Source organism: Edaphobacter bradus, assembly GCF_025685645.1.
Taxonomy (GTDB): Bacteria; Acidobacteriota; Terriglobia; order Terriglobales; family Acidobacteriaceae; genus Edaphobacter; species Edaphobacter bradus.
Window position 1 is genome coordinate 251,301 of sequence record NZ_JAGSYF010000004.1, and the last position, 14,805, is coordinate 266,105.

The window sequence follows — 14,805 nt, forward strand, 5'->3', positions numbered from 1 at the left end:
TTTAGCGGACGATGCTCGGGCGGCCTGGGGTGGGTGGCTGCGTGGGCTGGCCCTGGGCACGGGCCGAGGCGGAGCGGGCGAGGGCCTGTGTGATCTCAAGGAAGGCCATGCGCAGCTCGAAGAGGGCGCTGTCGAGCAGGCGGGTTTCGTCGGCGTTGAGGTTGCCTTTGGTCTTGTCCGCGAGGACGGCGAGCATGTCGATGCTCTGGCGCGCGCCGAGGATATCGACCTGGGGTTGCTCGCCTTCGGGGGTGGCGCCGCCGAGCTGCATGATGGCCGTCATGTAGACGGACTGGACGAGCCGCTCGAAGTTCATCGGAGGCATATGGTCAGCGCCGGGGTTTGCGGCGCGGACGGCGGTGTCGAGGCGGTCGGCTGTGGCCTCGTAGGCCTTGCGGGAGCGGTCGCTCTCCTCGGCGGTGGGGCCGGGAGGCAGGGTATCCTCCGCATCCAGTGGGGCTGGAGGCTCGGAGACAGCGGCGGACTGCTGGGGAGCCGCGGCGGCGGGGGTAGGCGGGGCCTCCGCGACGGGAGCGGGAGCGTGCTCGGCTGTCTCTTTTTCAGGAGATGGATCGGCGTCGGGACGAGGGGTGCCGTCGAGGGTGAACTTGCGGCGGTCAGTGATAACGAAGGGTTTGTTCTCGGACATGGCTTTATTTTCTCTCAGAAGGCGTGGGTGCTGGATGCGTTGCGTTGGCCTCAGCGGGCTGGAACGGCGCAGCAACCGGGATAGCAGTTCCGCCAGCGTAGGTGAGCGGCTCGTTGCGATCGAGCGCTTCTCGGCGGGCGTAGCCGAGGGCCAGCTGGATGTTGTGGCCGTCGAGTGGGATCGCGGCGATGCTGGTGAGCTCGCCAGCGGGCTTGCCTGCGGCTTCAAGGATCGTGCCGGTGGGAGGCAAGTCGCCTTCGAGGCGGAAGGCCTGGAAGGTGCGGTGGACGTTGCCGCGGGAGCGGATGCGCTCGACGATCTCCTGGCCGAGATAGCAGCCTTTGGCGAAGTGGAGGGCGCGGGCCTGGCCGGTCTCCTGGGGAAGCTCGCGGTCGTGGATGTCGGCGCCGTAGAGTGGCGTGCCTTCGAGGATGCGCAGCCACTGCTGGCTCTGCTTATCTGCGGGGACGGCCCCGGCGGTCTGGAGCGAGTTCGAAAGCGCGTCGATGGTGGTGGCGTCGGCCCAGAGCTCGTAGCGTGGAACTAGCGGGCTGTGCGCGTGGAGGATCGTGATAGTGGCAGCGTTCCAGAGGATTTCGCGGATCTCGAGTGGCTTGAGCTCAGAGACAGGGAGGCCAGCCCGTGCAAGCAGGGACGCGGCTTGCGGTCCGGTTATCGACAGGCCATGCCACGTGCCGGTGATGTCCTTGAGCTCGACGTCGTCCATGATGATGTAGTGATCGAGGAAGGGGATCAGTGTGGCGACTTGGCTCGATTGAGTCTCGATGAGGAGCGCGCCGGGGCGGCCGAAGATGCAGGCGTCGCCCTGGATGCGTCCCTGAGCGTTGAGGAAGAAGTTGTAGGCTCCGGTGCCGGGAGCGAGTTGCTGGATGCTGTTGGTGGCCATGCCGTTGAGCCAGCGGACGCGGTCCTCGCCGGTGACCCGAATCCAGCCGGTGCCATCGAGTCGCAAGATGCCCGCGCCGTGAAGCAGGGCAGAGAGCTGAGGGCTGGAGTGGGCGGAGGAGAGGTTGTCGACGGTGGGATGGGGTGCTGGGGTCATGGCGGGTGGGACGAAAAACTCCCGTACACTTGATTATAGCGGCGGAGAACGAGGCTACGTGACCGCGAGGATTCGAGGGCAAGAAATGCACTGGATGCCGAAGATGGCGGCGGCCGTGTTGTGGATGACAACGTGCGCGTTCTGCGTTGGACAGACGGCGACGCAGGGCACTGGGACGACACAGAAGCTGCCGGCGGCGGCCCAGGCTCCGATGACCAAGGAGCAGGCGAAGGAGTTGTTTCGCTCCGTCGATGAGATTCTGAACTTCGTCAGCAGCGATACGAAGTTGCCGATTGAGCACAGCGTGAAGCGAAAGCTGATCTCGCGCGACGAGGTGAATCGCTACCTGACGCAGAAGTTCGACGAGGACGAGAGTACGAAGCGGATGGCGCGCTCGGAGATCGTGCTGAAGAAGTTCGGCCTGCTGGACCGGGACTTCCATCTGCGGCCGTTTCTGCTCTCGCTGCTTACGGAGCAGATTGCGGGCTTCTATGACAACAAGACGAAGACTGTGAATCTGCTGGACTGGATTCCTCCAGACGAGCAGAAGCCGGTGCTGGCGCATGAGTTGACGCACGCGCTGCAGGACCAGCATGTGGGGCTGACGAAGTGGTCTGAGGTGAGCCTGAACGATCCTTCGCATACGGTGCAGGAGGACAATCGCCATGTGCAGCTCGATGAAGTCGATACTGCGCGGACTGCTGTTGCCGAGGGGCAGGCGATGGCGGTGTTTGTCGATTACTCTCTGCGGCCGTTGGGAAAGACGATTGCCGATGCTCCTGAACTGGCGGAGAAGCTGAAGGATTCGGTGTCGGATATGAGCGGATCGCCGGTGCTGGAGCGGGCCCCGCTGCTGCTGCAGAAGTCGCTGCTGTTTCCGTACGACGAAGGGCTGGGGTTTGAGCAGGCGCTTCTGGTGAAGGGCGGCAAGGAGGTTGCGTTTGCCGGAGCGCTCGAGAATCCTCCGTCGTCGAGCTTCGAGATCATGCATCCGGAGGCCTACATGAAGCACACTCCGGTGCCGGTGCTGCGGTTGCCGGACCTGCATCCGATGATCGACGCCGACTACACCCCATACGATTTGGGCGTGATGGGCGAGCTGGACGTGCGGATTCTGACGGAGTTGTTTGGTGGCAGGGAGATGGGCGAGGCCCTGGCGCCGGAGTGGAACGGCGGCGTGTACTACGCGGCGCAGCGGAAGTCGGCCACGACGCCGGCGGCGAAGGAATCGACTGCGTCGATTTCGCTGTTGTACTACTCGCGATGGAAGAACGAGGATTCTGCGCGATCGTTTCTGCGTATCTATGCGGCAGAGATTCCGCGGAAGTACTCCGGGGTTTCGCGGCGCAAGCAGGATGAGCTGGGCGACGGCGAGCAGGTGTACACGACGAACGAAGGCGATGTGTTGCTGTCGATTTCAAGATCGGGCGTGTTTGTGTCGGAGGGATTTCCGCTCGAGCTCGCGCGCAGGCTGCGTGACAGCATCGCGAGTGTGCAGGCAAGCGGTCCCGTGCGCGTAGCAGGGAAATACCACGAGCCGGCGCTGGACCTGGCGCACACGATGGGCGCCTTCGGCATGATGAAGGCCGGCTGCGTGCGCGAGTCCAGATATACTTCTGAAGGGCGCCATTGAACCGGCGCCCGTAGTTTTGAGGAGCGAAAGTTTTGAAGAAGGCAGAGATTGGAATCATCGGAGGCAGCGGGCTGTATGCGATGCCGGGCCTCACGAATGTGCGTGAAGAAAAGCTGACGACCCCGTTTGGAGAGCCCTCCGATGCATTTGTTCTGGGCGAGTTGGAAGGCCGCAAGGTAGCGTTTCTGGCGCGGCATGGACGCGGCCATCGCATCTCGCCCTCGGAACTGAACTTTCGCGCCAACATTTACGCGATGAAGATGCTGGGAGTGGAGCGGATTCTGTCGGTCTCGGCCGTGGGGTCGCTCAAGGAAGAGCACAAGCCGACGGACTTCGTGATTCCGGACCAGTTCATCGACCGTACGTTTGCTCGCGTGTCGACGTTCTTTGGCGGCGGTGTGGTTGCGCACGTCGCGTTTGGCGATCCTGTCTGCTCGACGGTCGCGGGTGCCTTCAAGAAGGCTTGCGATGAGGTCGGCGTTGTCGCCAAGAGCGGCGGGACGTATGTGTGCATGGAGGGGCCGCAGTTTTCGACGCGCGCGGAGTCGAACCTCTATCGCAGCTGGGGCGCCGATGTGATAGGCATGACCAACCTGCAGGAGGCCAAGCTGGCCCGCGAGGCGGAGATTTGCTACGCCACGATGGCGATGGTGACCGACTACGACTGCTGGCGCGAAGGGCATGACGATGTGACGGTCGAACAGATCGTCGCAGTGCTGCACAAGAACGCGGAGAACGCGTCGAAGGCCGTGAAGGCGGCTGTGGCCGCGATGCCTCTGGAACGCACCTGCGCCTGTGGCGATGCGCTGAAGTACGCCATCCTTACGGACCGCAAGGCGATTCCTGCAGAAGCACGCGAGAGGCTTTCGCTGCTGCTCGATAAGTATCTGTAACGTGCTTCGCGCTGCCACGGATTAGATTTCAAAGAACATTCATTCAAGGGGAGTTCATGGCAATTCTTGTAGTTGGATCGGTAGCTTTCGATAGCATTGAGACGCCACACGGCAAGGTCGATCACTGTCTGGGTGGTGCGGCGACTCACTTCGCGCTTGCGGCGAGCTATTTCACGCCGGTGCGCGTGATTGCTGTCGTTGGCAAGGACTTTACGGCGGAGCACGAGGCAGTCTTCACGAAGCGCGGAATCGATACGCGTGGCCTCGAGCGAGCTGATGGGCTGAGCTTCCACTGGAAGGGCTCGTATGCGGGAAGCATGGATTCGGCGAAGACGCTGGGAACGGACCTGAATGTCTTTGAGAAGTTCGAGCCCAAGATTCCCAACGAATACAAAGACAGCGAGTATCTCTTTCTCGCGAATATCGATCCGGTCCTCCAGGCACGCGTGCGGAGCGAGATGCCGAATGTCCGTCGCGTGTGTGGCGACACGATGAACTACTGGATCTCGGACCACGCGGAGAACCTTGCGAAGGTGCTGCGTGAGCTGGACGTGCTGCTGATCAACGACGGCGAGGCGCGCATGCTCACCGGCGAGCACAACCTTGTGTTGGCCGCGAAGAAGGTGCAGGCGATGGGACCGAAGACGCTGGTGATCAAGCACGGCGAGTACGGCGCGACGGCTTTCTTCGGAGGGGGATCGTTTGATAATGGCGTGAAGGCGTTGCATCCCTTCCGCGCGCCGGCATTGCCGTTGGCGGAGGTGGTTGATCCGACCGGCGCGGGCGACTCGTTCGCAGGTGGGTTCTACGGCTACCTCGCCTCGCAGCCGAAGCTGACGCCGGAGGTCTTTCGCCGCGCGATGTTCTATGGCGGCGTGATGGGTTCGTTCACCGTGGAGCGGTTCGGAACCGAGCGCCTGCAGTCCGTGACGCGCGAAGAGATCGAAGAACGCTTCAAGCTGTTTATGGAGATATCTCACCTTGACTACGCGGGGGCGTAGAACGTCGCGGCCTTCCAGGCAGGAGGCCGTGGTTCGCGGCTTGGGCGTGAGTGATGAGGTGCGGCCAGCGACACGGGAGGAGACGTTTCCCGTGGCCATGGCCTCGGTCGTTCTCGCGTTCGTCGCGCTGATCGTCTGTTTCTCGCGTGGCTATCTGCTGCTGTACGGCGATGCCGTGGCACATCTTGGGATTGCGCGTCGCATTCTGGATTCGCGCAATCCCGGGCTGGCGCAGCTTGGAGGCGTTTGGCTGCCGCTTCCGCATCTGCTGATGCTGCCCTTCATCCAGAAGATGGAGTGGTGGCAGAACGGGATGGCGGGAGCGTGGCCTTCGCTGCTCTGTTACGTGTTTGGCGTGGCAGGCTTCTATCGGCTGGTGCGGAGGATGATGACGCCGCAGTGGGCGTTTGCCGCGGCGGCGTTTTATGCGCTGAATCCGAACCTGCTCTATCTGTCGACGACCGCGATGACGGAGGCGCTGTTTCTGGCGATCGTGATCTGGGGGACGCTGCTGACGATGGAGTGCGTCGCGGCTGTCCAGCAGGGGCGTGGTGCGCTGGCCTCGCGACGCATGATCTATCTGGGACTGCTCATCATGGCGGCCGTGTATACACGGTACGACGGGTGGATCTTCGGAGCGGCAGTGTGGGCCATTGTGACGTGGCAGATCTATCGTCACAAAGAGGTGTGGGGCGGGATTGCTCCCTATTATGTGACCTTCACTGTGCTGGCGGCGGCCGGGCCTCTGGGCTGGTTTGCTTACAATCAGCACTTTTTCCACGACCCGCTCGACTTCATGCGCGGGCCGTATTCTGCGGCAGCGATCGAGGCGAGAACCACTCCGTCGGGCTCGCATCACTATCCTGGCTGGCACAATCCGGTTTGGGCGCTGGTGCTCTACACAAGGACGGCGCAGCTCGATGTGGCCGCGTGGGAGACAGGCTTTGCCGTGATGGCCGCAGCGATCAGCGGACTTGTGCTGACGATTCGCAGCAGAGTGGAGTGGCCGGTTCTTCTGCTGTGGGTTCCGCTGCCGTTTTACGTTTACGCGATCGCGTTCGGCTCCGTTCCGATCTTCATTCCGCCACTGTGGCCGCACTCGTACTACAACTCGCGCTATGGGATGGAGATGCTGCCGGCGCTGGCGGCGTCGGCCTTCCTGGCGCTGGAGTGGATTGCGCGGCGATGGGGGAAGACACAGCCGCTTCCGGCGCGTCTGCTGTATCCGGTTGCGCTTGCGCTGGCAGTCTTCAACGCCATTGGGATGATGTATAAGATTCCGCTTGTGCTGAAGGAGGCAATGGCGAACGCGACGACGCGAGTGGCCTTCGAGTCGGCGCTGGCGCATAACCTGCAATCGTTTCCGTCTGGCGTGCCGATCCTGATGTACAGCTCAGACCACATCGGTGCCGTGCAGCAGGCTGGACTGCCGCTTCGGCAGATCGTGAATGAGTATGACTACGACAGCTGGAAGGCGGCTCTGGCGGCTCCGGCGGACCACGCGGCCTACGTGGTGGCGATCGCGGGCGATGCCGTGTCGAAGGCTGTCGCCGAGCATCCTGAGGGCCTGACCGAGTTGACGGTGCTGTGCACGACGGGGCAGCCCTGCGCGCGTATTTACCAGTCGGATCGCTTTGCTACTTTGACGCATTAGGCGGAGCGCGAGAGTGCTACCATCGCTGCGAACCCTATGGTGATGCCGGGACAGCTTTACTTCAGCAAGATCGATCAGATGTTGCTCTCGACGGGAACTGCGGCGAGGCTGCTGACAGCCTGCGCGCTGGGTGGAGTCATTGGGCTGGAGCGGGAGCTGCGGCACAAGGCCTCAGGCCTGCGGACCAATATGCTGCTGTGTCTTGGCTGCGCGTTCTTCACGATGCTCTCGGTGGTGCTGGCAGGGGACACCAATCCTGACAAGGGGAGGGTTGCGTCGAATATCGTGCAGGGCATCGGCTTCCTTGGCGCGGGACTGATTCTGCACACGCGGGATCGAGTCGTGGGGCTGACGAGCGCGGCTACGGTGTTTGTGATTGCGTCGATTGGGATGGCCTGCGGCGCTGGGCTATATATCCCAGCGGTCGTAGCCACTCTGATTGCGCTGGTTGCGCTGGCGTTGGTCGGCTCAGTGGAGACCCGCGTTGGCTGGAAGCGCCACTCGATGTTGTACGAGGTGCGCGGCATCGATCAGAACGAGATGTTCGCCTCTATCCTGCGCGTGCTGGATCGATTGGGGCTGCGGTTGAACATCGTCGATCGCGATAAAGTCGGCGAGACGCAGCGTGTCAGCTTTATGGTCGCTGCGAGCGCCAAGGTTCACAAGCGGCTGTTGGCTGAGCTGCAGGCAGACGACACGACGGACCATGTTGTTGTTTTCCGCGATATTGATGAAGAATAAGAAGGTCATGATTCCATTTGTGAAGGCGCATGCCTGTGGCAACGACTTTCTGATCATCGAAGAACGGGTTGCCCAGAGAAGGCATGCTGAGCTGGCGCAGAGGCTCTGCAGCCGCAATACGAGCATAGGGGCCGACGGGATTGAGTTCCTGGAGCGGCGGCCGAACGGCGAGCTGTTTCTGCGGCTGTTCAACGCCGACGGCAGCGAGGCGGAGCTTTCAGGCAACGGCACTCGCTGCGTTGCGGCGTGGCTGGCCTCGAGCGAGGGCATGGACGATGTTGTGCTCGGCACGCATGGCGGGCCGAGGCGCTGCCGTGTGGTGGAGGATGCCGACCCGGTGTACCTGATCGAGAGCGAGATGGGCGTACCGCGCGTGATGCCGCGGACGATTGTGGTCGATGGCGTCGGAGAAGTTCCCGGGGCGATGGTCAATGTCGGGAATCCTCACTTTGTGATCTTTGTGGAGAGCGATGACTTCAGGGCGCATGGCCTCGCGTGGCAAGAGCTGGGCGCGAAGATCAGCACCAGTCCGCTGTTTCCGCATGGAACGAATGTGGAGTTTGTGCGCGTGCAGTCGAAGGCTGAGATTGCGTTCCGCATCTACGAGCGCGGATGCGGGCCTACGACCTCTTCTGGCACCGGGACGTGTGCCTCCTCGACGGCGGCGATAGCGCTGCGCGGCGTGGAGCGCGAGCTGACCGCGATTGCTGAGGGCGGCGCGCAGCGGACGGTCTGGACCTCGAATGAGTCGGCGATGCTGCTGACTGGGCCGGCGGAGATTATATGCCGGGGCGAGGCGGTCGGCCTGTGACGAGGACGAATGGGCTGGTGAGGCCGCCGGCGCTTGGCCGCGGAGCACGACTGGCGGTGGTTTCGCCGGCTAGCACACCGAAGCGTGAGTTGGTGGAGCGTGGGCTGGCAGAGTTGCAGGCGCTGGGCTATGAGGTTGTGCTTGCTCCGCATGCGCTCGAAAACGGGCCACTTTACTATGCGGGGGGGCTGCAGGACCGGGTGAAGGACCTTCATACGGCGTTTGCCGACCGTAAGATCGACGGGATTGTGTGCACTCGCGGAGGATGGGGCTCGGCGGAGCTGCTGCCGCATCTGGATGCAGAGCTGATCCGGGCGAATCCCAAGGCGTTTATTGGCTATAGTGACCATACCTCGATCCATAGCTGGCTGCAGAATGAGGCGAATCTGACGAGCTTTTATGCTCCGATGGTCGCGGCGGATTTTGCGCGGGATGAGGGCGTAGATCTGAAGAGCTGGCGGCATACGTTTGATGGCGATAGCGGCTGGTTGCTCGGAGCTGCGGACGGACTTCGCGTACTGCAACCGGGCGCGGCTGACGGGGAGCTGCGTGGCGGATGCATCTCGATTCTCGCGGCTGGGCTTGGGACACAGTACGCTCCGGTGCTGCGTGATTGCGTGTTGTTCCTCGAGGACATTGGAACGAAGCCCTATCAGTGGGACAGGCTGCTGCTGCATTTGCGCTACGCGGGAAGGCTGGAGGGCGTTCGCGGAATTGTGTTTGGCGATATGAACCAATGCGTCGAGCCGGAGGAACAGGAGATGCTGGAGCGCGCGATTCTGCATGGGCTGCGCGGGTTTGAGGGGCCGGTGGCGATTGGGTTGCGCTGCGGGCATGTGAGCGCGCCGAATATTACGCTGCCGCTGGGCGTTCCGGTCCGGCTGGACCTTACGGATGCGGTGAATCCGCAGATACACTTTCCTGAGGCGGCTGTGAGGGCTTAGCCTCCGTTTGGAACAATGCAAAGTACACGACACATTCATCTGATTGGAATCTGTGGCACGGCGATGGCTTCGCTGGCCGGAATGCTGAAGCAGCAGGGTCACCATGTGACGGGCTCGGACGCCGCGGCGTATCCGCCGATGAGCGATCTGCTGCGGGAACTGGGGATTCCGGTGCACGAGCCGTATGCGGAGGCGAACCTGGAGCCTCGGCCTGACCTGGTGGTCGTGGGCAATGCGATCTCGCGCGGCAACGTCGAGCTGGAGTATGTGCTCGATCAGCGGATTCCTTTCTGCTCGATGGCGGCGATGCTGCATGACGAGTTTCTGGCTGGGCGCGAGCCGCTTGTGGTGGCTGGGACGCACGGCAAGACGACGACGACGAGCATGCTCGCGTGGATCTATGAAGTTGCTTCGCGAGAAGTTGCTTCGCAAGTCGATGACTCGCGAGGGGAAACTGCCTCGCGGCGCGATGCTGCGTTTGCGCCTTCATTCCTGATCGGCGGCGTGGCGGAGAACTTTGGCACGAGCTTTATGGTTCGGCCGACGAAGCCGTTTGTGCTTGAAGGCGATGAGTACGACACGGCGTTCTTCGATAAAGGGCCGAAGTTTCTGCACTACTTTCCGGATGCCATCATCCTGACGCATGTCGAGTATGACCATGCGGACATCTATGCCGATCTGAACGCGGTGAAGACGGCGTTCAAGCGGCTGGTGAATCTGGTGCCTCGGCGCGGGCGCGTGGTTGCGTTTGATGGCAGCGAGAACGTGAGTGAGTGCGTTGCCAAGGCGTTCTGCGCGGTGGAGCGTTATGGCTTTGCGGACTGCTCGCACTGGCGGCTGGTTGACCTGCGTCACGATGGACCTGTGACACGGTGGACCTTGCTGCGCGGCGGTGAGACGTTTGCCGAGCTGAGTTTGCCGATGGCCGGAGAACATAACGCGCTGAACGCCACGGCAGCAGCGGCGCTGGCGGCAGGGCAGGGCGTTCCGGTGGAGGCCATCGTCGAGGCGCTGGCGACGTTCAAGAGCGTGAAGCGGCGGCTTGAGGTAAAGGCCGTCGCCGAGGGAGTGACGATCATCGACGACTTCGCGCACCATCCGACGGCGATCCGCGAGACGCTTAGGGCGCTTAGGGAGAGGTATCCCGGGCAGCGGCTGTGGGCGGTGCTGGAGCCGCGGTCGAATACGCTGCGGCGGAACGTCTTCGAGGCCGCGCTGGTGGACAGCCTTGCGCTCGCGGATCGTGTAGTGGTCGCGGCGGTCTTCAAGTCCGAGAGCATTCCGGCGGCGGAGCGGCTGGTGCCGGAGCACGTGGTCGATGCTCTGGTCGTGCGCGGTGTTCCGGCGGCGGTTCATCCGGATGCCGACGCGATTGTGGCTGCGCTGGCGCCGGAGGTCAGAAGCGGGGATGTGGTGGCGATCCTCTCGAACGGTGGGTTCGGCGGGATATACCAGAAGCTGCCACGGGCAATCTCGGGTGCGGTTGTGGCCTCATGATAGGGGTACCCCCTCCCCCTGTCTTTTGCGCAAGGTATTCATTATATTGATTTTAGCCTCGGACTTTCAGTGTAAGGTATTCCATTGAAAGGGTTTAGTGCTCAAAATATTCAAAACAAAAGGGTTATGGGTTAATCGAGAAAGCCCCGGGGTTCCGGGGCTTTCCTTCTAGTGCTCTATTTCTATTGTAGCGAATTGCGGGAATCGTTCTGCCACTTGGAAGTTGCTTGTTTTGTTTGGGTTGGGTGGTTTGGGGGCTTGACAAGGGGTTTGTTTGGAATCCTGAAACCCGATTCCGTAAATCATTCTTTCTAAATTGGTTATGACGAATAGAAGAGGGAAAGAAGATCCCTTCGGGGATGACAGCAAGAAAGACAAGAACAAAACAGGTATTCTGCAAAGCGGTATGTTTGCAACGCTGAAGCTGTTGTTTGTGTATACGGCTCTGGGGCCGCTAACTGGGATCATCGGGATTCCTTATACGCTGCTGGTCGGGGACGTCAGCCTGCTGTATCGGGTGGCTATGTGGATTACCAACGCCGGCGTGAGGGCGGCGGGGATTCGGATTGAGGTGACGGGGAGGGAGAATGTACCGTCGGGACGGCCGTGCATCTTTATGTGCAACCATGTCTCGAACCTCGATCCTCCGGTGGTGGTTCCGCTGCTGCCGGGGCGAAGCTCGGTGCTCCTAAAGAAAGAATTGATGAAGATTCCGATTCTGGGGCGGGCGATGCTGCTGGCGAAGTTCGTTCCGGTGGAGCGGGGGGGCAAGAGGGATGCGGCCCAGGCGAGCGTGGTGGCGGCGGGCGAGGCGCTGAAGTCGGGTCTGAATATGGTGGTGTTTCCCGAGGGCACTCGGTCGCGCGACGGGAGGCTGCAGGCGTTTAAGAAGGGGCCGTTTTATCTTGCAATGGAGACGCAGGCTCCGGTGGTACCGATTGTGATCTCAGGAACGCAGACGATGATGAAGAAGGGGAGCGCGGCGATTACGCCGGGTGTGGCGCGGGTACGGTTTTTGCCGGCGATTGAGCCTTCGCAGTATGGGACGCGGGAACACTTGCTGCGGGCTGTGCGGGAGGAGATCGCGGAGGCTTTACCGGAGGAGATGAAGCCGCTGAATTGAAACCCGCCTATGCCCTAAGTGCGCGCATGAATGGAGGCACCCGCTTACAAGCTTGGGCTAGAGTGGATCAGTCTGCCCAAGCGATCTCAAAATCTTTGGCAAAGATATTGAGTTCGCCACCAGGATGCACTAGTAATATGCGGAAATGATAGTAGTCGCTCAGGGGATTGCGCTCGTTTTTTAATTGACCCGCTTCCAGTGACTTCTTAAGCGCAGACTCTATTTCGCACGTTGCGTAAAAGATACTGTCCGCACAGACTTTCTTTCCATCAAGGTCTAAGTCGATCTTTGCTATCGTGCAATTTCGGAACAATACAACTGCACGACGCCATGAGTTGTGGGATTTTGTAAATTCGATACTGCATTCCAGATTCTCTTGGTCGGGAATGTTGTCACGGAACACTCTTAGCTCAAGCAGTTTGGAGTCGTGCCAAGGCAGTTTCGCAAATTCCGATGCCTTCTCTTTTTCAAGCATTTTCTTTCTCTCCTATTTGACGATGGCGTTGTAGCCGTCGTTGAGGAGGCGCTGGCGCATGGCTTCGGCGTCTTTGCGGTTGGAGAAGGGACCGATCTGGACGTGGAGGAGCTTGTCCTGTGAGGATTGCACGATGCTGACGGCGTAGCCGCGGTGTTTGAGCGCGTCGGCCAGGATGTTGGCGTCTTCCTGGTGCGAGACGGCGGCGATCTGGACCATCGAGGGAGTTGTGTTGGCCGTAGCTGCGGCTGCGACGGGATGCGTAGCGGGTGCGGGAGCGGGTGGGGCTGCGCGGTGCTGTGATTGCGGTTCGGGTTTGGTTACGGGAGCGCCGACCGGCTGCGGGGTATCGGCTGCAGCAGCGGTCTGGTCGGGGGCGCGGTCGGGTTGTGCGACCTGCTGGGGAGCGGTAGCGGATGGGCTGGATGCGGTGTCGGCGCTGGGGAGCACGATCTGGCTGCCGGCAGTATGTTTGGGGACGGAGGGGGACGGAGCCGCGGTCTCGGATGGAAGCACGACGCTGGCCGAGGGAGTCTGCGGGGTGGACTTGTGGCCGAGGGTGTAGCCGAAGCCGAAGAAGACGGCGCAGAGGATCGCCAGGAGGACGAAGATGCCGAGAATGGTGGCCGCGTTGAGGTTGATCTCACGGCCAGCGGACGTCTGGAAATCTTCGTGTTCGTCTTCGTCGTATCGGGAGTTCACGTCTATTTCTTCTCTTCTGCCGGATTGAAGCTAAGGCTCTTGTTTAGCAAGCCCATCATCTCGATGGGAAGGGGAAAAACGATGGTCGTATTCTTTTCGACACCTATCTCGGTGAGGGTCTGGAGGTAGCGGAGCTGCACGGAGATGGGTTGGGTGGAGAGCAGGGCGGCCGCCTCGATCAGCTTCTGAGCGGCGTTGAACTCGCCTTCGGCGTGGATGACCTTGGCTCGGCGCTCGCGCTCGGCCTCAGCCTGTTTGGCCATGGCGCGGAGCATGCTTTCCGGCATATCGACCTGCTTGACTTCGACGGAGATGACTTTTACGCCGAAGGGTGCGGTGTGGCCGTCGATGATGGTCTGGATGCGCTGGTTGAGTCGGTCGCGGTGGGCGAGTAGTTCGTCGAGTTCGACCTCGCCGAGGACGGAGCGGAGGGTGGTCTGGGAGAACTGGGAGGTCTGGTAGATATAGTTGGCGACCTCGATGACGGCCTTGGTGGGGTCGACGACGCGGAGAGTGATGACGGCGTTGACCTTGAGGGTGACGTTGTCACGGGTGATGATGTCCTGCGGCGGAACCTCCATCGCCTCCTGGCGGAGCGAGATGCGGACGATCTGGTCGACCGGGCGGAAGACGAGGATGACGCCGGGGCCTTTGGCGGATTCGCGAACGCGACCGAGGCGGAAGACTACGCCACGCTCATACTCCTTGAGGATCTTGATGGAGTTGATGATGTAGAGGACGAGGATGGCGATGAGGAGCAGGACGGGAAAGGAGAAGGGGGCTTGCATGGCGCGGGAATCACCTCAGACGGCGCGAGTGCTGTCGATTGATTCTACACAGGGCGCTGACGGGCATCTTGCAAAACCAGGTCTTAGGGGCGAGACCCTTCGACAAGCTCAGGGCAGGCTGCGGGGCACCCCATGCTGCGGCGCGTTTAGAAATGGACGTATAAGCCGAAGCCGGGTTCGAAGGTGGAGGTGTACTTATTAACGTTGAGGTAGTTCTGGTAGAAGTCCGGCGAGCGGTAGAAGAGCTGACGAGCCAGGACGCGGACGCCAAAGTGGGGGCTGATAGCCTTTTCAAGGCCGACGGTGTAGTAGATGGCGCCGGCGCCCTGATTGGGAAGGCCCTGGCCTCCTCCGGAGGTTGGGCGGAAATAGAGGAGACCGCCACCGCCGCCGAAGAAGGGCTGGGCGCCGAGGATCTGGTGGGTTGGGTGGGCGACGTAGCCGAGGGTGAATTCGAGGTTGCTGGCCTGGGCTCCGCCAACGATGACCGCGCTGAAGTTATGGGTGTAACGGGAGTATCCGATGTTGAACTCGCCGCCCTTCCAGGGAGACTTGGTGTAGCGGAAAGCGATGAGTGCGCCGACGGTGCTGCTGGTGTTGTGGTCCTGGCTCTGGCCGAGGTAGTTGGTTCCGGAGACGTCGCGTGTGAGGACGCCTACGCCGCTCAGGGCGAAGTCGACTCGCCCGAGCTGGCGGTCGAGCGCGCTGGTTCCGCTGGAGGCCTGAGCGTGGGCCGCGGGTGTTGCTACGAAGGCCGCGAGGCTTGCGGCGAGGCAGAAAACGAGGCTCCGGACACACAGCGGGCGAGACACAGACAACATCAGGCGAGAA

General features: G+C 61.6%; 15 protein-coding genes. 9 read left to right on the plus strand and 6 right to left on the minus strand.

Translation table 11 applies throughout. From position 1 onward, the window contains the following. Position 1: 1 nt before the first annotated feature. Both OHL16_RS16075 and ygfZ read right to left on the minus strand, forming a co-directional pair. Positions 2–649 carry a DUF1844 domain-containing protein gene (locus tag OHL16_RS16075; protein WP_263368200.1) on the minus strand — a complete coding sequence of 216 codons (648 nt, stop codon included), beginning with the start codon at positions 647–649 and terminating at the stop codon, positions 2–4. A 4-nt stretch (positions 650–653) separates the two neighbouring features. Beyond that, positions 654–1,712: a CAF17-like 4Fe-4S cluster assembly/insertion protein YgfZ gene (ygfZ, locus tag OHL16_RS16080; protein WP_263368201.1), complete on the minus strand. Its 1,059-nt coding sequence runs from the start codon at positions 1,710–1,712 to the stop codon at positions 654–656. 94 nt (positions 1,713–1,806) lie between these two features. Here ygfZ and OHL16_RS16085 point away from each other — a divergent pair, with 94 nt between their 5' ends. From OHL16_RS16085 to OHL16_RS16125, 9 genes are all read left to right on the plus strand, one after another. Then, complete coding sequence (locus OHL16_RS16085) at positions 1,807–3,345, plus strand: hypothetical protein (RefSeq protein WP_263368202.1); 1,539 nt, start codon at positions 1,807–1,809, stop codon at positions 3,343–3,345. A gap of 32 nt (positions 3,346–3,377) precedes the next feature. Continuing rightward, on the plus strand, positions 3,378–4,238 hold the full coding sequence (gene mtnP, locus OHL16_RS16090) for an S-methyl-5'-thioadenosine phosphorylase (protein WP_263368203.1): 861 nt from the start codon (positions 3,378–3,380) through the stop codon (positions 4,236–4,238). Positions 4,239–4,294: 56 nt separating this feature from the next. Then, entirely contained in the window at positions 4,295–5,239 is a 945-nt protein-coding gene (locus OHL16_RS16095; RefSeq protein WP_263368204.1) for a PfkB family carbohydrate kinase, read from the plus strand. A 28-nt stretch (positions 5,240–5,267) separates the two neighbouring features. After that, positions 5,268–6,893: a glycosyltransferase family 39 protein gene (locus OHL16_RS16100; RefSeq protein ID WP_263368205.1), complete on the plus strand. Its 1,626-nt coding sequence runs from the start codon at positions 5,268–5,270 to the stop codon at positions 6,891–6,893. A gap of 36 nt (positions 6,894–6,929) precedes the next feature. Next, complete coding sequence (locus OHL16_RS16105; protein WP_263368206.1) at positions 6,930–7,634, plus strand: MgtC/SapB family protein; 705 nt, start codon at positions 6,930–6,932, stop codon at positions 7,632–7,634. Beyond that, a complete protein-coding gene (dapF, locus tag OHL16_RS16110; protein WP_317891078.1) occupies positions 7,624–8,445 on the plus strand; it encodes a diaminopimelate epimerase in 822 nt (273 codons plus the stop codon). The genes OHL16_RS16105 and dapF overlap by 11 nt, the downstream gene beginning before the upstream one ends. Continuing rightward, a complete protein-coding gene (locus OHL16_RS16115; protein WP_263368207.1) occupies positions 8,442–9,389 on the plus strand; it encodes a S66 peptidase family protein in 948 nt (315 codons plus the stop codon). Before dapF ends, OHL16_RS16115 begins: the two co-directional genes overlap by 4 nt. A gap of 15 nt (positions 9,390–9,404) precedes the next feature. Next, the gene (locus OHL16_RS16120; protein WP_263368208.1) at positions 9,405–10,886 is read left to right on the plus strand and encodes a UDP-N-acetylmuramate--L-alanine ligase; all 1,482 of its coding nucleotides are present in this window, start codon (positions 9,405–9,407) and stop codon (positions 10,884–10,886) included. Between the two features lie 406 nt (positions 10,887–11,292). After that, a complete protein-coding gene (locus tag OHL16_RS16125; RefSeq protein WP_263368209.1) occupies positions 11,293–12,009 on the plus strand; it encodes a lysophospholipid acyltransferase family protein in 717 nt (238 codons plus the stop codon). A 67-nt stretch (positions 12,010–12,076) separates the two neighbouring features. Here OHL16_RS16125 and OHL16_RS16130 read toward each other — a convergent pair whose 3' ends face one another. From OHL16_RS16130 to OHL16_RS16145, 4 genes are all read right to left on the minus strand, one after another. Further along, positions 12,077–12,484 (minus strand): hypothetical protein, encoded by a 408-nt coding sequence (locus OHL16_RS16130; protein ID WP_263368210.1) that lies wholly within the window; start codon positions 12,482–12,484, stop codon positions 12,077–12,079. Positions 12,485–12,496: 12 nt separating this feature from the next. After that, positions 12,497–13,186, minus strand: a complete 690-nt coding sequence (locus OHL16_RS16135; protein ID WP_263368211.1) for an SPOR domain-containing protein — start codon at positions 13,184–13,186, stop codon at positions 12,497–12,499. A gap of 2 nt (positions 13,187–13,188) precedes the next feature. Beyond that, on the minus strand, positions 13,189–13,974 hold the full coding sequence (locus OHL16_RS16140) for a slipin family protein (protein WP_263368212.1): 786 nt from the start codon (positions 13,972–13,974) through the stop codon (positions 13,189–13,191). Between the two features lie 146 nt (positions 13,975–14,120). Continuing rightward, complete coding sequence (locus OHL16_RS16145) at positions 14,121–14,795, minus strand: hypothetical protein (RefSeq protein ID WP_263368213.1); 675 nt, start codon at positions 14,793–14,795, stop codon at positions 14,121–14,123. Positions 14,796–14,805 lie beyond the last annotated feature (10 nt).